Annotated in this window: 16 protein-coding genes and 4 tRNA genes; 8 read left to right on the top strand and 12 right to left on the bottom strand. The window is 64.7% G+C overall.

The annotated features are described in order from the left end of the window. Positions 1-31: 31 nt before the first annotated feature. Together ACSX1D_RS07845 and ACSX1D_RS07840 are read right to left on the bottom strand one after the other, a co-directional pair. Positions 32-826, bottom strand: coding sequence for an ABC transporter permease (locus ACSX1D_RS07845; protein ID WP_208709418.1), 795 nt, complete (start codon positions 824-826; stop codon positions 32-34). Continuing rightward, positions 823-1,758 carry an ABC transporter ATP-binding protein gene (locus tag ACSX1D_RS07840; RefSeq protein WP_208709416.1) on the bottom strand — a complete coding sequence of 312 codons (936 nt, stop codon included), beginning with the start codon at positions 1,756-1,758 and terminating at the stop codon, positions 823-825. Before ACSX1D_RS07840 ends, ACSX1D_RS07845 begins: the two co-directional genes overlap by 4 nt. Positions 1,759-2,186: 428 nt before the next feature. Here ACSX1D_RS07840 and ACSX1D_RS07835 point away from each other — a divergent pair, with 428 nt between their 5' ends. Together ACSX1D_RS07835 and ACSX1D_RS07830 are read left to right on the top strand one after the other, a co-directional pair. Beyond that, on the top strand, positions 2,187-4,634 hold the full coding sequence (locus tag ACSX1D_RS07835) for an acyl-CoA dehydrogenase (RefSeq protein ID WP_439861704.1): 2,448 nt from the start codon (positions 2,187-2,189) through the stop codon (positions 4,632-4,634). A gap of 62 nt (positions 4,635-4,696) precedes the next feature. Continuing rightward, positions 4,697-5,107 carry a PA2817 family protein gene (locus ACSX1D_RS07830; protein ID WP_208709412.1) on the top strand — a complete coding sequence of 137 codons (411 nt, stop codon included), beginning with the start codon at positions 4,697-4,699 and terminating at the stop codon, positions 5,105-5,107. Positions 5,108-5,232: 125 nt separating this feature from the next. Here ACSX1D_RS07830 and ACSX1D_RS07825 read toward each other — a convergent pair. The 4 genes from ACSX1D_RS07825 to ACSX1D_RS07810 all read right to left on the bottom strand — a co-directional run bounded on the left by ACSX1D_RS07825 (position 5,233) and on the right by ACSX1D_RS07810 (position 5,656). Then, a tRNA-Gly gene (locus ACSX1D_RS07825) sits at positions 5,233-5,308 on the bottom strand. Positions 5,309-5,324: 16 nt separating this feature from the next. After that, a tRNA-Glu gene (locus ACSX1D_RS07820) sits at positions 5,325-5,400 on the bottom strand. 75 nt (positions 5,401-5,475) lie between these two features. Then, a tRNA-Gly gene (locus ACSX1D_RS07815) sits at positions 5,476-5,551 on the bottom strand. 29 nt (positions 5,552-5,580) lie between these two features. Beyond that, positions 5,581-5,656: transfer RNA gene (locus ACSX1D_RS07810), tRNA-Glu, on the bottom strand. Between the two features lie 222 nt (positions 5,657-5,878). Between ACSX1D_RS07810 and ACSX1D_RS07805 the strand changes: the two genes are divergently transcribed. Both ACSX1D_RS07805 and ACSX1D_RS07800 read left to right on the top strand, forming a co-directional pair. Further along, positions 5,879-6,640: a hypothetical protein gene (locus ACSX1D_RS07805; RefSeq protein WP_439861703.1), complete on the top strand. Its 762-nt coding sequence runs from the start codon at positions 5,879-5,881 to the stop codon at positions 6,638-6,640. A gap of 40 nt (positions 6,641-6,680) precedes the next feature. Continuing rightward, positions 6,681-7,343: a glutathione S-transferase family protein gene (locus tag ACSX1D_RS07800; protein WP_439861702.1), complete on the top strand. Its 663-nt coding sequence runs from the start codon at positions 6,681-6,683 to the stop codon at positions 7,341-7,343. Positions 7,344-7,390: 47 nt separating this feature from the next. On the opposite strand, the gene ACSX1D_RS07795 is transcribed toward ACSX1D_RS07800, so the two are convergent. Further along, a complete protein-coding gene (locus ACSX1D_RS07795; RefSeq protein ID WP_439861701.1) occupies positions 7,391-7,873 on the bottom strand; it encodes a GAF domain-containing protein in 483 nt (160 codons plus the stop codon). Continuing rightward, positions 7,870-8,760, bottom strand: coding sequence for an ATP-binding protein (locus ACSX1D_RS07790; protein ID WP_439861700.1), 891 nt, complete (start codon positions 8,758-8,760; stop codon positions 7,870-7,872). The genes ACSX1D_RS07795 and ACSX1D_RS07790 overlap by 4 nt, the downstream gene beginning before the upstream one ends. A 101-nt stretch (positions 8,761-8,861) precedes the next feature. On the opposite strand from ACSX1D_RS07790, the gene ACSX1D_RS07785 reads away from it, so the two are divergent. After that, entirely contained in the window at positions 8,862-11,186 is a 2,325-nt protein-coding gene (locus tag ACSX1D_RS07785) for an ATP-binding protein (RefSeq protein ID WP_439861699.1), read from the top strand. On the opposite strand, the gene ACSX1D_RS07780 is transcribed toward ACSX1D_RS07785, so the two are convergent. The 3 genes from ACSX1D_RS07780 to msrB form a co-directional block, all read right to left on the bottom strand. Next, on the bottom strand, positions 11,170-11,625 hold the full coding sequence (locus ACSX1D_RS07780; protein ID WP_439861698.1) for a MarR family winged helix-turn-helix transcriptional regulator: 456 nt from the start codon (positions 11,623-11,625) through the stop codon (positions 11,170-11,172). The genes ACSX1D_RS07785 and ACSX1D_RS07780 overlap by 17 nt on opposite strands. Positions 11,626-11,636: 11 nt before the next feature. Then, positions 11,637-12,122 carry a glutathione peroxidase gene (locus ACSX1D_RS07775; protein WP_439861697.1) on the bottom strand — a complete coding sequence of 162 codons (486 nt, stop codon included), beginning with the start codon at positions 12,120-12,122 and terminating at the stop codon, positions 11,637-11,639. A gap of 149 nt (positions 12,123-12,271) precedes the next feature. Then, positions 12,272-12,667 (bottom strand): peptide-methionine (R)-S-oxide reductase MsrB, encoded by a 396-nt coding sequence (gene msrB, locus ACSX1D_RS07770; RefSeq protein ID WP_439861696.1) that lies wholly within the window; start codon positions 12,665-12,667, stop codon positions 12,272-12,274. 170 nt (positions 12,668-12,837) lie between these two features. Between msrB and ACSX1D_RS07765 the strand changes: the two genes are divergently transcribed. From ACSX1D_RS07765 to htpX, 3 genes are all read left to right on the top strand, one after another. Then, the gene (locus ACSX1D_RS07765) at positions 12,838-14,049 is read left to right on the top strand and encodes a pyridoxal phosphate-dependent aminotransferase (RefSeq protein ID WP_439861695.1); all 1,212 of its coding nucleotides are present in this window, start codon (positions 12,838-12,840) and stop codon (positions 14,047-14,049) included. 49 nt (positions 14,050-14,098) lie between these two features. Continuing rightward, complete coding sequence (locus ACSX1D_RS07760; protein WP_439861694.1) at positions 14,099-14,551, top strand: hypothetical protein; 453 nt, start codon at positions 14,099-14,101, stop codon at positions 14,549-14,551. A 90-nt stretch (positions 14,552-14,641) separates the two neighbouring features. Next, positions 14,642-15,514, top strand: a complete 873-nt coding sequence (gene htpX / locus ACSX1D_RS07755; protein WP_208709391.1) for a protease HtpX — start codon at positions 14,642-14,644, stop codon at positions 15,512-15,514. Positions 15,515-15,570: 56 nt separating this feature from the next. On the opposite strand, the gene ACSX1D_RS07750 is transcribed toward htpX, so the two are convergent. After that, positions 15,571-16,227 (bottom strand): thiopurine S-methyltransferase, encoded by a 657-nt coding sequence (locus ACSX1D_RS07750; protein WP_439861693.1) that lies wholly within the window; start codon positions 16,225-16,227, stop codon positions 15,571-15,573. Positions 16,228-16,265 lie beyond the last annotated feature (38 nt).

The raw sequence follows: 16,265 nt of genomic DNA, 5'->3' as shown, positions 1-16,265 counted from the left end.
GCGTTCCGCCGCGCCGAGGTGAATCTAGCGCCTACTGACGCATGCCGCGACCGCCAACCAGCAGACGGATGCACACCGTATAGAGCACCACCGTGGCCAGCAGCATGAAGCCGATGGCCACGCCGATGCCGATGTCCGAGACACCGAGAATGCCGTAGCGGAAGGCGTTGACCATGTGCAGGATCGGGTTGGCCAGCGAAACCGTCTGCCAGAACGGCGGCAACAGGGCGATCGAGTAGAACACCCCGCCCAGGTAGGTCAGCGGCGTCAGCACGAAGGTCGGGATGATCGAGATGTCGTCGAAGCTGCGGGCGAACACGGCGTTGACGAAGCCGCCCATGGAAAAGATGGTCGCGGTCATCAGCACCACCAGCACCGTCAGCCCCAGGTGATGCACCGAAAGCTTGGTGAAGAACAGCGACAGCAGGGTGACGATCAGGCCGACCAGCAGGCCGCGCAGCACGCCGCCGACCACGAAGCCGATGAGGATGATGTGCGGCGACACCGGCGACACCAGCAATTCCTCGATGTTGCGTTGGAACTTGCTGCCGAAGAAGCTCGACACCACGTTGCCGTAGGAGTTGGTGATCACCGACATCATGATCAGCCCCGGCACGATGTACTCCATGTAGCTGAAGCCGCCCATGTCGCCGATCTGCCGGCCGATCAGGTTACCGAAGATGACGAAGTACAGGACCATGGTGATCGCCGGCGGCAGCAGGGTCTGCGGCCAGATGCGGGTGAAGCGGCGAATCTCGCGGTAGACGATGGTGCGCAGGGCCACCAGGTTGGCGGCCAGCTCGCTGTTGAGGTAAGCGGTGTTCATAGCGCCGGCTCCTTGGCCAGGTTCTTCTCCACCAGGGAGACGAACAGCTCCTCCAGGCGATTGGTCTTGTTGCGCAGGCTGAGCACCTCGATACGCTGCTGGGCCAGCTGGCGGAACAGCTCGGTTACCCCCTGACTCTTGTCCACCTGCACCTCCAGGGTGTGATGGTCGACCAGCTGCGCCGGATAGCCCACCAGCTGCGGCGGCACCAGCTGGGACTCCTTGAGGTCGAGCAGGAAGGTCTCCACGTGCAGTTTCTTCAGCAGGTCCTTCATGCTGGTGTTCTCGACGATGCGGCCGTGATCGATGATGCCGATGTTGCGGCACAGCTGCTCGGCCTCCTCCAGGTAGTGGGTGGTGAGGATGATGGTGATGCCCTGGCGGTTGAGTTCGGTGAGGAAGTTCCACATCGAACGGCGCAACTCGATGTCCACCCCGGCGGTCGGCTCGTCGAGGATCAGCAGGCGCGGCTGATGGACCAGGGCGCGGGCGATCATCAGGCGGCGCTTCATGCCGCCGGACAGCTCGCGCGAGGCGACGTTGCGCTTGTCCCACAGGCCCAGCTGCTTGAGGTACTGCTCGGCGCGTTCCTTGGCGATCTTCGCCGGGATGCCGTAGTAGCCCGCCTGGGTGACGACGATGTCGAAGACCTTCTCGAACTGGTTGAAGTTGAACTCCTGGGGCACCACGCCGAGGCAGCGCTTGAGCGCCGCCGGCTGCTGGTCCAGGTCATGGCCGAACACGTTCACCGTACCGCCGCTCTTGTTGACCAGGGTCGAGAGGATGCCAATGGTGGTGGACTTGCCGGCGCCATTGGGGCCGAGCAAGGCGAAGAAGTCGCCTTCGGCCACATCCAGGTCGATGCCATGCAGGGCCTGGAAGCCATTGCCGTAGGTCTTGGTCAGCTGCCGGATGGACAGAGCAGTAGTCATGAGGGGCACGCACACAATGAAGAGGATTGCTTAGATAGGGGTTAACGCGGGCATTTGCAACCACTCGGCCGAGGTTGCCCAGGCCATCGCGGCCCTGAGGTGGTCGATCGAGCGCACATGCCGCAGGCGATGAGCTGCACGGCTTCGAACGCGGGCCACGGTCCGCGCAGGCCGCCGAGCCATGCACCCTACCACCCTGAAATCAATAAGAAAGACACGATTTCTGATGTTAGCTATCAATCCGCTTTATGGATTCCCCTGCCTTCGGGCGAGCTTGCCGGCGCGCCGCCGGTCACTCTCGGCGATAGCCTGTGCCCTTCGCGCGTATTGCCCGTGATCCGCTCGAACGCGCCAGCCCGTCACCGCCCACACCGATGCCGGCTAAGCTCACCCTATCAATCCCGTCCCCTGGTCATGGAGGATTCTGCATGCTCGTCGTCTGGTTGCTCGTACTGGTGTTCGGCGTGGCCTATCTGGCCCACCGCCGCACCGCGCCCCTCCCCGCGCTGGCCATGGCCGCCGGCTACCTGCTCGCCATGGGCGCCTTCAGCCGCACGCCTGGCTGGCTGCTGACGCTTTTCTGGCTGCTGTGGCTGGCCATACTGCTGCCGCTGCTGTTCGCGGAGCAACGCCGCCAGAGGCTCAGTGCGCCGCTGTTCGCCTGGTTCCAGCGGGTATTGCCAGCCATGTCGGACACCGAGCGCGAGGCCATCGAGGCCGGCAGCGTCTGGTGGGACGGCGAGCTGTTCAGCGGCCGCCCGGACTGGAACAAGCTGCTCGACTACCCCAAGGCCAGGCTCAGCGAGGAGGAGCAGGCCTTCCTCGACGGCCCCACCGAGGAGCTGTGCGCCATGGTCAGCGACTGGGAGATCGGCCAGCAGATGGACCTGCCGCCCAAGGCCTGGGAGCACATCAAGCAGCACGGCTTCTTCGCCCTGATCATTCCCAAGGAGTATGGCGGCAAGGGTTTCTCCGCCTACGCCCACTCCCAGGTGGCGATGAAGCTGGCGACCCGCAGCGGCGACCTGGCCTCCACGGTCATGGTGCCCAACTCCCTCGGCCCGGCCGAACTGCTGCTGCACTACGGCACCGACGAACAGCGCCAGCACTACCTGCCGCGCCTGGCCCGCGGCGAGGACATTCCCTGCTTCGCCCTCACCGGCCCCCTGGCCGGCTCCGACGCCGGCGCCATGCCGGACAGCGGCATCGTCTGCAAGGGTCAGTGGAACGGCGAGGAGGTCCTCGGCCTGCGCCTGACCTGGGAGAAGCGCTATATCACCCTGGGGCCGGTGGCCACCCTGCTCGGCCTGGCTTTCAAGGCCTATGACCCCGACCACCTGCTCGGCGAGGAGAAGGACCTGGGCATCAGCCTGGCCTTGGTGCCCACCGACACCCCCGGGGTGGAGATCGGCCGCCGCCACCTGCCCCTCGGCGCCGCCTTCATGAACGGCCCGAACTCCGGCAAGGACGTGTTCATCCCGCTGGATTACCTGATCGGCGGCCAGGAAATGCTCGGCAAGGGCTGGATGATGCTGATGAACTGCCTGTCGGTGGGCCGCTCCATTTCCCTGCCAGCAGTCGGCACCGGCGCGGCCAAGTTCACCAGCCTCACCAGCGGCCAGTACAGCCAGCTGCGCGAGCAGTTCGGCGTGCCCCTGGCGGCATTCGAGGGCATCGAGGAGGTCCTGGCGCGCATCGCCGGCAACGCCTGGCTGATGGACAGCGCCCGCATTCTCACCGCCAACGCGGTGGACCTGGGCGAGAAGCCCTCGGTGCTCTCGGCGGTGCTCAAGTACCACCTCACCGAGCGTGGCCGCGAGTGCATCCGCCACGCCATGGACGTGCACGGCGGCAAGGGCATCATCATGGGGCCAAACAACTACCTGGCGCGCTCCTGGCAAGGCGCGCCGATCTTCATCACCGTGGAAGGCGCCAACATCCTCTCGCGCAACCTGATGATCTTCGGCCAGGGGGCGATCCGCTGCCATCCTTACGTGCTCAAGGAAATGGCCCTGGCCACCCGCGAAGACAGCGAGGAGGCGCTCGAGGAGTTCGATGGGTTGCTGCTGCAGCACATCGGCTTCGCCGTCAGCAATGCCGCCAGCAGCCTGCTGCTGAGCCTGAGCCTCGGCCTGTTCGGCCAGGTGCCCGGCGACAGCCTCAGCCAACCGTACTTCCGCGCGTTGAACCGCCTGGCCGCCGCCTTCGCCCTGCTCGCCGACCTGAGCATGATGCTGCTGGGCGGCGAATTGAAACGCCGCGAGCGCCTCTCGGCGCGCCTGGGCGATGTGCTCAGCTACCTCTACCTGGCCTCGGCGGCGCTCAAGCGCTACCACGACCTGGGCTGCCCGGAACACTCGCGCGCCCTGCTGAGCTGGGCCCAGGAGGAATGCCTGGCACAGGCAGAACAGGCGCTGGAGGAGCTGCTTGGCAACTTCCCCAATCGCCTGCTCGGCTATGCCCTGCGCGCCCTGGTGCTGCCCTTCGGTCGCCGCCACAAGGGACCGAGCGACGAGCTGGATGCCCAGGTGGCGGCAATCATCGGTCGCAACAGCGGTGATGCGGCCCTGGAGGAGCTGCTCGAAGGCTGCTACCGGCCGCGGGGCGAGAAGGACCCGGTGGCCGCCCTGCAACACGCCATGGACCTGCGCGACAGCACTCGAGCGGCCCAGGAAAAACTGGACCGGGCGCTCAAGTCCGGACAGCTGCGCGAGGCCCCCGGACAGAACCTGTTCGATGCGGCGCGCAGTGCCGACCTGCTGAGCGACGAGGAGGCGCGACAACTGGAACAGGCGCAAGCCGCGCGGCGGGCGGTGATCGATGTCGACGACTTCGCCGCGGACGAGCTGAAGCTCAGCCGCGGCAAGGTGCGCTGACGGGACAGCGGGCGCCGGGAGCTCTATACTCCCGCGCCCGTTTCACTGATAGGACCCACCTCATGGCCAGCGCCTACCTCGATCACCACCTCGCCCTGCTCGCACACCTGCGCGGCATCCTGGTCGCCCTGGGCGAGGCCGAGCAGATTCTCGACGACAGCCATGCACTGTTCCTCGAACGCTTCGATGAACTGCTCAGGGAACTGCCGCAAGACCCGGAAGCCAGCCTCTACCTCGGCCAGGACCTGATCAGCCAGATCTTCCACCGCTACCCGCAGATCGCCCACCTGGTGCCGCGCGACCTGCTGTGGTTCTTCGGTGGCGACTGCCTGCACTTCATGCCGGACGAGGAGATCGAACTGTTCCAGCGCCTCGACGAGCGCCGCTTCGAAGCCGAGCAGAACGACGAACCCTTCGACTGGAACCAGGAAAAGCAGCTACTGGCCCTGCCGCCGCAGAGCAGCAAGCACTGAGCGCGAGTCACCCAAGGGACGCCAGAAACGAAAAAAGCCCGCTCGGCATCGCCGGCGGGCTTTTTCATGAGCGCCAGCACGGCGCAAACGAAAACGCCGCTCGATGAGCGGCGTTTTCGTGTATTTGGAGCGGGAAACGAGACTCGAACTCGCGACCCCGACCTTGGCAAGGTCGTGCTCTACCAACTGAGCTATTCCCGCATTTGCTACAACAAATTGGCGTCCCCTAGGGGACTCGAACCCCTGTTACCGCCGTGAAAGGGCGGTGTCCTAGGCCACTAGACGAAGGGGACCTGGAACTCTACCTGTCGCGGCGTTGCCAGACGCCCGACCCGAACAGCGCCCTACGAGCGATATTCGTTGAAATTTGGAGCGGGAAACGAGACTCGAACTCGCGACCCCGACCTTGGCAAGGTCGTGCTCTACCAACTGAGCTATTCCCGCATTACTGCAACGCACTTCCACTGGGAAAGTGGCGTCCCCTAGGGGACTCGAACCCCTGTTACCGCCGTGAAAGGGCGGTGTCCTAGGCCACTAGACGAAGGGGACCCAGACCGGAACCTACAACAGACTTTCCGGCTTCCTGGCCCTGCCTATCGGCATTGCCCTGGAAGTGGCGCGCATTCTAGGGAGCCTTTCGGGGATCGTCAACCTCTCTGTAATTTTTTTTTAAAATCAACGACTTCAGTCCAGAAGCTGATGAACGTCTATGAGCTTGACGGCCAAGGCACTACACTCGGGCGAATTTCAGGCCGCCGAGAGATAGAAACTATGTCCCCCCTGGTGATTACCTTGCTGATTGTCGGCGGCATCTTCATTTTGATCGCTATTGCCTACATCAATCACATGGTCGAGCAGAGCAAGCTCAAGAAGGCGCGCCTCAAGGCCGATCTCAATGACCGCCTGCGGCGCTGCGCCGACCTGTCGGAATCCATGCCGGGGCAGCTGATGACACCCCAACTGAAGCTGCTGCTCAGCCGCCTGCAGTTGCATTTCAGCGAACACCTGCTGGCGCTGGACAAGAGTGCCGCCAGCCGAACCCGCGTCGACGAGCTGCGACAGCTGACTGCCCTCGGCGAGTCGATCGCGGTGCGCAACCCTCCGCAACCGGTGCTCAATGAGGCCAAGGCCAAGGAAGTCCGTTTTCAGCTGGAAAACCTGCATGGCCAGATCAGCCGTTGCGCCAAAGAAGGCATTCTCAATAGCAACGAAGGCAAGCACTGGCTGAACGAAGTCCGCCACATGCTCGCCCAGTTGCATATCGAATTCTTCAACAACCTGGGCCAGCAGGCCTTGCAGCAGAACCATCCTGGTCAGGCGCGCCTGGCCTTCGAGCGCGGCGTGCAGTATCTGCGCAAACAAACGGACCCGGGTCGCTACCAGGCCCAGCTGAAGCAACTGGAAAACCAGCTCGCCCGCGCCAATGCCATGGTGCTGGAAACCGTCAAGCCGGCCAGCGATGAGGCCAGCGAGTTGACCCAGGGCCTCGAGGAGCTGGACGATGACTGGAAGAAGAAGAACATCTACGACTAAGCAGTCGCCACGCTTTCTCCCCACCCGATAGGCACAACCGATGAGCCTGACTGTCTATGGCGCGCCACTCTCGCCATTCGTACGCAAAGTCCGCCTGTTTCTGCTGGAAGGCGGCCTGGACTATCAACTGGAGATCGTCCTGCCCTTCGGCCAGCCGGCCTGGTACTACGACCTCAATCCGCTTGGCCGTATTCCGGCGCTCAAGGACGGCGACTTCAGCCTCGCCGACTCCAGCGTCATCTGCCATTACCTGAGCGACAAATACCCTGAAGTTGCCGAATTGATCGGCGCTGGTGCCGAACAGCGGGCACAGGTGAACTGGCTGGAGAAATACGCCGACTATGAACTGGCGCCCCTGTGCACCTTCGCCGTGTTCCGTAACCGGGCACTCAAGCCGAGCATGGGCCAGCCGTGCGATGAGGCTGCCGTGCGGACCGCACTGGAGGAGAAGCTGCCGCCGCATTTCGACTACCTGGAACAGCGCCTGGAAGGCGTCGACTGTCTGGTCGGCGGGCGCCTGACCCTGGCCGACCTGGCGGTCTGCAGCCAGCTGATCAACATGGAGCACGGCGGCGAGCAGCTCGATGAGCGGCGCTGGCCCAATCTGGCCGCGCACTACTCGCGAATCAAGGCGCGTCCGTCGGCGCAGTCGGTCCTGCCCGGCGAGCAGAAAATGCTCGCCAAGATGAGCGCCAGGGCCTGAGTCGGCGCGCCCCCGTCCGCCAGTGCGGGCTGGCCGGGGGTGCGGATTCAGCAGTCGCTGAGGCGGAGGAACACCTCGGCCAGGCGCTCGATACCAGCCTGGTCCTGCGCACTGAAACGCGCCAGAACGGGGCTGTCCAGGTCCAGCACGCCGATCAGTCGCCCCTCCTTCACCAGCGGCACCACCAGCTCGCTGTTGGACGCACTGTCACAGGCGATGTGTCCGGCGAAGGCATGCACGTCCTCGACCCGCTGCGTCTGCCGACTGGCCGCCGCCACGCCGCACACGCCGCGACCGAAGGGGATCCGCACACAGGCCACCTTGCCCTGGAACGGCCCCAGCACCAGCTCCTCGCCACGGGCCAGGTAGAAACCGGCCCAGTTGAGGTCGGCCAGTTCCTGAAACAGGAAGGCGGAGAATTGCGCGGCATTGGCGATGAAGTCGCGTTCATCGGCCAGCAGCGCTTCCAGCTGCGCCTGCAGCAGCGAATAACCTTCGAGTCCCCCGCCGCTCGCTTGCAGATCGATCATGCCTGCTCCTCCAACAACTTGAGTCCCACCCAATGCCGGGCGAACTGGTAGGCACAGCGGCCGTTGCGGTTTCCGCGCCCCAGCGCCCAGCGGATCGCCGCCTTTTCCAGGTCCTCGCTCCACTGCCAGGCCAACCCGACCGCCGCTGCCTGGACCTCGATCCAGTGCCGCACCACCGCGAGAAAGTGTTCCTGGGTGAAGGGGTAGAAGGACAGCCACAGGCCGAAGCGGTCGGACAGGGCGATCTTGTCCTCCACCGCCTCGCTGGGATGCAGCTCGCCGTCGACCATCTGCGAGGCCTGATTGTCACTGTGCTTCTCCGGCAGCAGGTGGCGACGATTGGAGGTGGCATACAGCAGCACGTTCTCCGGCGCGCGCTCCAGCGAGCCGTCCAGCACGCTCTTCAGCACCCGGTAATCCCCCTCACCCGCCTCAAAGGACAGGTCGTCGCAGAACAGCACGAAGCGCTGGGGCAGGTTGGCCAGTTGCTCGACCAACCGCGGCAGGTCCGCCAGGTGATCGCGTTCGATCTCGATCAGGCGCAGACCACCCGCTGCATGCTCGGCCAACAGAGCCCGCACCAGGGAGGACTTGCCGGTGCCGCGGGCGCCCCAGAGCAATGCATGGTTGGCCGGCAGCCCCTGGACGAACTGGCGGGTATTGCGCGCCAGCTGCTCACGCTGGGCATCCACGCCGATCAGATCGACCAGGCCGAGGTCGAGGCTGATCTGCAGCGGCTGCAGGTAGCCACCGCGCCCCTCGCGATGCCAGCGGGCAGCCAGGCTCTGTTGCCAGTCGATGGCCCCACGCTGGGCCGGCAGATAGGGTTCGAGACGGGCCAGCACGGCCTCGGCCCGCTGCAGAAAGCTGTTCAACCGGGAATCCACGGCGCACTCCTTGATAGGTATTTCCTGCCAACTCCCTCTGCCGACTCAGGAAGCAGATGGGCTATGCTTGGCGGGCGAATGGATACGAGACTGCCGGCCCCATGGACATACCGCTCACCCAACGCCTGTCGTTCAAACAGGCCGGCCTGACTGTGCTGGTGGCGTTCATCCTGGGCACCGTCCTCAGTGTCGTTCAGGTGGGCGTCGATTATGCCAGCGAGGACGCCTCCATCAACCGCGAGATTCGCGCGCTCATGGAGATCAGCCACAATCCGGCCGCGCGCATTGCCTACAACATCGACGCCGAACTGGCCCAGGAGCTGGTGTTCGGCCTGCTGCGCTCGCCGGCGGTGATCAGTGCGCAGATCATCGACAACAGCAGCCTGGTCCTCGCCAGCGTCAGCCGCCCCGCCAGCAAGAGCGGCTACCGGGTGTTCAGCGACTTCCTGTTCGGCGCCCGGCGCCACTTCGAGACCCCCCTGTTCGTCAGCCATGCCCCGGGCGAAGCCCTCGGCGTGCTGCGCCTGGAAGTCGACACCTACGCCTTCGGCAATCACTTTCTGCGACGCGCCGTACTCACCCTGCTGACCGGCTTCGCCCGCAGCCTGCTGCTCGCCCTGATCCTCCTCGTGCTGTTCTATTTCACCCTGACCAAGCCGCTGGTGGAGACCATCCACGCCCTCAGCGAGCGCGACCCAGGCACCCCGAACCGCAAGAAACTGCCCTGCCCGCCCGGCCATGAGCGGGACGAGATCGGCACCCTGATCAAGGTCACCAACCAGCAGTTTTCCAGCATCGCCTCGGAGATCGAGCAGCGCCGCGAAGCCGAAGACCGCCTGACCCAGTACCTGGGCGAACTGGAGAACATCGTCTCGGCGCGCACCGCCGAGCTGAAGGCTGCCAACGCCCGGCTGCTGCAGTCCAACCAGGAGTTGGAGCAGGCGCGGCATAACGCACTGGAAATGGCCCAGGCGCGCTCGACGTTTCTGGCCAACATGAGCCACGAGATTCGCACCCCGCTCAACGGCCTGCTGGGCATGCTTGGCCTCTCCCTCGACGGTCCGCTGAGCCAGGAGCAGCGCCAGCAACTGTCGATTGCCCACGATTCCGGCAAGGTGCTGGTCGAGTTGCTCAACGACATCCTCGACCTGTCGAAGTTCGAGGCCGGGCAACTGGAGCTGGAACTCATCCCCTTCGACCTGGGTAGCCTGGTGGAGAATACCGCCAGCCTGCTCTCGCAGAATGCACTGCCGAACGTCGAGCTGACCTGCCTGATCGATCCGCGGCTGCCCGCCCAGGTGCTGGGCGATCCGACTCGCGTGCGCCAGATCGTCAGCAACCTGCTGTCCAACGCCCTCAAGTTCACCCGCTCGGGCCGCGTGGATGTGCGCGTCGAGGGCAACCCGGACGGCGTCCAGATCAGTGTCCGCGATACCGGCATCGGCATCTCCGAAGCGGCCCAGGCACGCATCTTCCAGCCATTCGCCCAGGGCGGCGCGGGGATTACCCGCCAGTTCGGCGGTACCGGCCTCGGCCTGGCACTGGCCCGCCACCTGTGCGAAGCCATGCACGGCCAGCTCAAGCTGGAGTCCAGCGAGGGTAACGGCAGCCGCTTCTGCGCCAACCTGCCACTGCCCTGCCACGCCCCCGCCGCGGCCATGCCGCGCCTGAGCGGGCAGGTGGTAGCCCTGTGTGCGGCCGACTCCGGCCTGAATGAGCAGCTCGCCATGCTCCTGCCCTGCTGGGGGCTGGACTACCGGTGCCTGGATCGCGATGCCAGCCCGGCCGCAAGCACCGCCGACCTGCTGATCAGCGACCGCCTGGAAGCCCTGTCCGACCTGCGCCCGGCATTCACCGCGCCGCTGCTGCTGGTCAGAGCCTATGGCAGCTTCCTCGCCGACGCCCAAACCCAAGCCCTGGCGCCCATCGAGCAGATCGCGCGCCCTTTGTCGCGCCAGGCCCTGCTCCAGGCCATCAGCCGCGGCCTCGATCAGGCACCGCAAGAGGCGGCGCCGACCACCACGGTGCCCACACCCGAAATAGCTCGCCAGGCGCGGGTCCTGCTGGTCGAGGACAACCCGGTCAACCAGCTGGTGGCCAAAGGCATGTTGACCAAGCTCGGCTGCGAGGTGCTGCTGGCCAATCACGGCGCCGAGGCACTGCAACAGCTGCAAGACCATGCCGTCGACCTGGTGCTGATGGACTGCAACATGCCGGTGATGGATGGCTACGAGGCCAGTCGTCGGATCCGCCAGGGCGAGGCCACCCAGTCGCTGCCGATCATCGCCCTGACCGCCAATGCCCTTCCCGACGAACGCGAACGCTGCCGAGCGGCCGGCATGAACGACTACCTGGCCAAGCCGTTTCGCCGTGATGAGCTGGCCGCCCTGCTCGACCAGTGGCTGGCGGTCAACGCTGTTGGCTGACCCGCTCGAGTAGCTGCCCCACCCGCTCACGCAGCTCGGCCAAGGCATCCAGGTCCATCCCCCGCTCGCAGAGCAGCCGCTGCTTGAGTGACAGCGCCTGCTCGCGCAGAGCGTTGCCGGCATCGGTCAGCGCCAGGTGCACCTCGCGCTCGTCCGTGGGCGAGCGCCGCCGTACCAGCAGCTCCAACTGCTCCAGGCGCTTGAGCAAGGGCGTCAGGGTTCCGGAATCGAGCAGCAGGCGCTCGCCCAACGCCTTGACGGTGGGCTGTGCCGGCGGACTGGCCTGCCACTCCCACAGCACCAGCATCGCCAGGTACTGCGGATAGGTCAGGTGCAGCTTCTCAAGCATCGGCCGGTAGGCGCGAATCACCGCCCGCGAGGCCGCGTACAGCTTGAAGCACAGCTGGTTGTCCAGCTGCAGCGGATCGTCGGGCGCCAATGCCCCTGTCCTCATTTGAGCAGCGCTTCGATCTCTGCGCTCAGGTCTTCTGGCTTGGTGGCTGGCGAGAAACGCTTGACCAGCTGGCCGTCACCGCTGAGCAGGAACTTGGTGAAGTTCCATTTGATGCCCTGACTGCCGAGCAGGCCCGGGGCGCGTTTCTTCAGCTGCACATACAGCGGATGGGCGTCGGCGCCGTTGACCTCGACCTTCTTGAACAGCGGGAAACTCACGCCGAAGTTCAGCTCGCAGAATTCGGAGATCGCCCCCTCGTCCCCCGGCTCCTGCTTGCCGAACTGGTTGCAGGGAAATCCCAGCACCACCAGCCCCTTGTCCCTGTACTGCTGCCACAGGTTCTCCAGCCCCTTGTACTGCGGGGTGAAGCCACACTTGCTGGCGGTGTTGACCACCAGCACGGCCTTGCCACCGAAATCGGCGAGGGTCTTCTGCTCACCCTTGATGGTGGTGCAGGGAATGTCGAATAGCTCATTGCTCATGTCGGTGGTCCTTGGCTGGGATGGAATGAGCCTATAAATAGCAAGCAATTAAATTGTACACAATTTAATTGAGCAAGAATAAGCGGCGCTGATGCCCGACCACAGCCGCGCCGACGGCTTGCGCCGTCGCATGAGCAACACCGCCCCCCCTATTCGCGCGGCATCAGTTTGAGCGACACCGAATTGATGCAGTAGCGCAACCCGGTCGGTTTGGGCCCATCGGGGAATACATGCCCGAGGTGGGCATCGCACTTGGCGCATTTGACCTCGATGCGGTGCATGCCATGGCTGAAGTCATCCCGGCTGGCGATCGCCTCCTGGCTCACTGGCTGGAAATAGCTGGGCCAGCCGCTGCCGGAGTCGTACTTGGCATCGGAGTCGAACAGCGCCGTACCGCAGCAGGCGCAGTGATAGATGCCGGGGGTCTTGCTGTCATGGTACTGACCGGTAAAAGCGCGCTCGGTGCCACCCAAACGGCAGACATGGTATTGCTCCTCCGACAGCTCTTCGCGCCAGGCTTCCAGGGGTTTTTCGAGCTTGTCCACGGCAGGTCTCCTCAACTTGCAAAAAGCCCGACCAATCACTTTGCCAAGATCGGGCTGCCACGTATGATTCGACCCCAGTCTGTCACCCGCGTTACAAGCTGCCAAGGCTCGTCCGTTCGAGTCTGTAACGGCGTTTTTGCGCGGCGTTCCTTCTATTCGGGATTCTCCACATGCAGGTCAGCAAATCGAACAAGCTCGCCAACGTCTGCTACGACATCCGCGGGCCGGTGCTCAAGCACGCCAAACGCCTGGAAGAGGAAGGCCACCGCATCCTCAAGCTGAACATCGGCAACCCGGCACCGTTCGGTTTCGAAGCCCCCGAGGAAATCCTCCAGGACGTGATCCGCAACCTGCCTACAGCGCAAGGCTACAGCGACTCCAAGGGCCTGTTCAGCGCGCGCAAGGCGGTGATGCAGTACTACCAGCAGAAGCAGGTGGAAGGCGTCGGCATCGAAGATATCTACCTGGGCAACGGCGTCTCCGAGCTGATCGTCATGGCCATGCAGGCGCTGCTCAACAATGGCGACGAGGTGCTGATTCCGGCCCCGGACTACCCGCTGTGGACCGCCGCGGTGGCGCTGTCCGGCGGCAAGCCGGTGCACTACCTGTGCGATGAGCAGGCCGGCTGGTTCCCCGACATCGCCGACATGCGCGCCAAGATCACGCCGAACACCAAGGCCCTGGTGCTGATCAACCCGAACAACCCCACCGGCGCGGTGTACTCCAAGGCCGTACTGGAAGACATCGTCGAGCTGGCGCGCCAGCACAACCTGGTGCTGTTCTCCGACGAGATCTACGACAAGATCCTCTACGACGAGGCCCAGCACATCTCCACCGCCTCCCTGGCGCCGGACGTGCTGTGCCTGACCTTCAACGGCCTGTCGAAGTCCTACCGGGTCGCCGGTTTCCGCTCCGGCTGGGTGGCGATCTCCGGCCCCAAGCACCGCGCCCAGAGCTATATCGAGGGCCTGGATATCCTCGCCAACATGCGCCTGTGCGCCAACGTGCCGAGCCAGCACGCGATCCAGACGGCCCTCGGCGGCTACCAGAGCATCAATGACCTGGTGCTGCCCAATGGCCGCCTACTGGAGCAGCGCAACCGCACCTGGGAGCTGCTCAACGACATTCCCGGGGTCAGCTGCGTCAAGCCCATGGGCGCGCTGTACGCCTTCCCGAAGATCGACCCCAAGGTCTGTCCGATCCACAACGACGAGAAGTTCGTCCTCGACCTGCTGCTGTCCGAGAAACTGCTGATCGTCCAGGGCACGGCCTTCAATTGGCCCTGGCCGGACCACTTCCGCGTGGTAACCCTGCCGCGGGTCGACGACCTGGAGCAGGCGATCGGGCGCATCGGCTCCTTCCTCAAGAGTTACCGCCAGTAAGCACCCAAGCCGATCGCCACGAGCCGGCGCGGACGCCAGACGAAAACCTATGGACCTGCAGATAGACGACTTCTACAAGGACGCTGCCAGCGGCCTGCTGATGCTCTACCAGGTGTTTCCACGCAAGATGGCACTGTACGTGGAAGACCTGATCGGCCGCGAGGAACCGGACGAGTTCGGCCTGCCGAGCAAACGCCACCAGAGCTGCCTGAGCGCCCTGCTGTGGCTGGCCGAGGAAGGCTACCTGCGCTTCGACTCGACCATCGCCTACGACGCCCTGGATCAGGCGGTACTCAGCGAAAAGGGCTTTCTGCGCCTGAGCCGAGGCGTGCCCCATGCCCTGCCCGAAGGCGAGGCCCTGCCGCCGAGCGTGCGCCGGGTGCAGGGCAGCCTGGCGCACCAGCTGCGCGAGGCGCTGGCGCAGCGGCACGGCGAGCGAATCGCCCGACTGACCCGCCTGGTCTTCGCCGGCGCCCTGGGCGAGGCAAAGGACACAGTTTGAAATAGTCCCTCGGTTGAATAGCCGGTGGGCGCGCCCTTATATAGCCGGCAGAACCGGACCGTCTTTTCTCCCAAGGAGTAGTTTCACACCATGATGCGCATCTTGCTGTTTTTGGCCACCAACCTGGCGGTCCTGATCATCGCCAGCATCACTCTCAAGCTGTTGGGGGTTGATCGCTTCACCGGCCAGAACTATGGCAGCCTGCTGGTTTTCTGCGCGGTCTTCGGCTTCGCCGGCTCGCTGATTTCGCTGTTCATCTCCAAGTGGATGGCGAAGATGAGCACCGGCACCGAGATCATCAGCCAACCGCGCACCCGCCACGAGCAGTGGCTGCTGCAGACGGTCGAGGAACTGTCCCGCGAAGCCGGCATCAAGATGCCCGAGGTGGGCATCTTCCCGGCCTACGAATCCAACGCCTTCGCCACCGGCTGGAACAAGAACGACGCCCTGGTGGCGGTGAGCCAGGGCCTGCTGGAGCGCTTCTCCCCCGATGAGGTTCGCGCCGTGCTGGCCCACGAGATCGGCCACGTGGCCAACGGCGACATGGTCACCCTGGCGCTGATCCAGGGCGTGGTGAACACTTTCGTGATGTTCTTCGCGCGCATCTTCGGCAACTTCGTCGACAAGGCGATCCTGAAGAACGAAGACGGCCACGGCATCGGCTACTTCGTCGCGACCATCTTCGCCGAACTGGTACTGGGCATCCTGGCCAGCATCATCGTCATGTGGTTCTCGCGCAAGCGCGAGTTCAAGGCCGACGAAGCCGGCGCCCGCCTGGCCGGCACCGGTGCGATGATCGCCGCCCTGCAGCGCCTGCGCGCCGAACAGGGCGTGCCGGTGCACATGCCCGACAGCCTGACCGCCTTCGGCATCAACGGCGGCCTGAAGAACGGCCTGGCCGGCCTGCTGATGAGCCACCCGCCGCTGGAAGACCGCATCGAAGCTCTGCGCCAGCGCGGCTAAGCGACCGGCAGTGAAAAAAGGGCGGCCCGCGGGCCGCCCTTTTTCATACCCGAAGTTCAGCGCCGCACCAGGCGATAGACCCGCTCATCCAGGCCCTGCAGGCCACGTTCGCGGAACCTGCGGTTCTCATCCAGCACGTCGCACTCCTCGAGCAGCTGCAGCTGCCAGCCCCCGGCCAGCAGCCGGTGCACCTCGGCATCGGCCACGGCAAAGGGCGGCCCATCCATCTGCACCTGCTCGTAGTCCAGGGTGACCAGCAGGCCGTTGCTCCCCGGCGCCAGGATCGCCTGCAGATGGGCGACATAGCGAAGACGCATGTCCGCCGGCAGAGCGATCAGCGCGGCGCGATCGTACAGCGCCGTGCAGCCGAGCAGATGCTCGGCCTGCAGAGCAAAGAAGTCACCACACCAGAGCTCGATGGCACCGGCGCGGTAGACCTCGAAATCCCCCTGCTGGCTGACCTGCGGCTGCAGCCGCTGCTCCGCGAAGAAGTCCTCTACTGCACGCTGTGCCAGCTCCACGCCCAACACCCGATAACCCTGCTCGGCTAACCAAAGTAGGTCCAGGCTCTTGCCGCAGAGCGGCACCAGCACCCGTGTCGCGCTCGGCAGCGCCAACTTGGACCAGTGCCGCTGCAGATAGGGATTGACCCGATCCTGATGAAAGCCGATCTGCCCTGTCGCCCAGCGCGCCTGCCAGAACTCCCGATCCATCAACCCTCCAGTCAATTCGATGAAATAGCTCAGTAATT

It is taken from the genome of Pseudomonas sp. MBLB4136, assembly GCF_051904765.1.
Classification (GTDB): Bacteria; Pseudomonadota; Gammaproteobacteria; order Pseudomonadales; family Pseudomonadaceae; genus Aquipseudomonas.
Note: the sequence above shows the minus strand (reverse complement) of the source record. Positions and strands in the feature narration are given on the sequence as shown.

Excerpts from the sequence above, each read along its gene's own strand:
- ACSX1D_RS07760 (WP_439861694.1), top strand. The coding sequence starts at position 14,099 with ATGGACCTGCAGATAGACGACTTCTACAAGGACGCTGCCAGCGGCCTG.
- ACSX1D_RS07795 (WP_439861701.1), bottom strand. The coding sequence starts at position 7,873 with ATGATCGATCTGCAAGCGAGCGGCGGGGGACTCGAAGGTTATTCGCTG.
- htpX (WP_208709391.1), top strand. The coding sequence starts at position 14,642 with ATGATGCGCATCTTGCTGTTTTTGGCCACCAACCTGGCGGTCCTGATC.
- ACSX1D_RS07785 (WP_439861699.1), top strand. The coding sequence starts at position 8,862 with ATGGACATACCGCTCACCCAACGCCTGTCGTTCAAACAGGCCGGCCTG.
- ACSX1D_RS07845 (WP_208709418.1), bottom strand. The coding sequence starts at position 826 with ATGAACACCGCTTACCTCAACAGCGAGCTGGCCGCCAACCTGGTGGCC.
- ACSX1D_RS07775 (WP_439861697.1), bottom strand. The coding sequence starts at position 12,122 with ATGAGCAATGAGCTATTCGACATTCCCTGCACCACCATCAAGGGTGAG.
- ACSX1D_RS07830 (WP_208709412.1), top strand. The coding sequence starts at position 4,697 with ATGGCCAGCGCCTACCTCGATCACCACCTCGCCCTGCTCGCACACCTG.
- ACSX1D_RS07805 (WP_439861703.1), top strand. The coding sequence starts at position 5,879 with ATGTCCCCCCTGGTGATTACCTTGCTGATTGTCGGCGGCATCTTCATT.
- ACSX1D_RS07765 (WP_439861695.1), top strand. The coding sequence starts at position 12,838 with ATGCAGGTCAGCAAATCGAACAAGCTCGCCAACGTCTGCTACGACATC.
- ACSX1D_RS07800 (WP_439861702.1), top strand. The coding sequence starts at position 6,681 with ATGAGCCTGACTGTCTATGGCGCGCCACTCTCGCCATTCGTACGCAAA.
- ACSX1D_RS07840 (WP_208709416.1), bottom strand. The coding sequence starts at position 1,758 with ATGACTACTGCTCTGTCCATCCGGCAGCTGACCAAGACCTACGGCAAT.
- ACSX1D_RS07835 (WP_439861704.1), top strand. The coding sequence starts at position 2,187 with ATGCTCGTCGTCTGGTTGCTCGTACTGGTGTTCGGCGTGGCCTATCTG.
- ACSX1D_RS07750 (WP_439861693.1), bottom strand. The coding sequence starts at position 16,227 with ATGGATCGGGAGTTCTGGCAGGCGCGCTGGGCGACAGGGCAGATCGGC.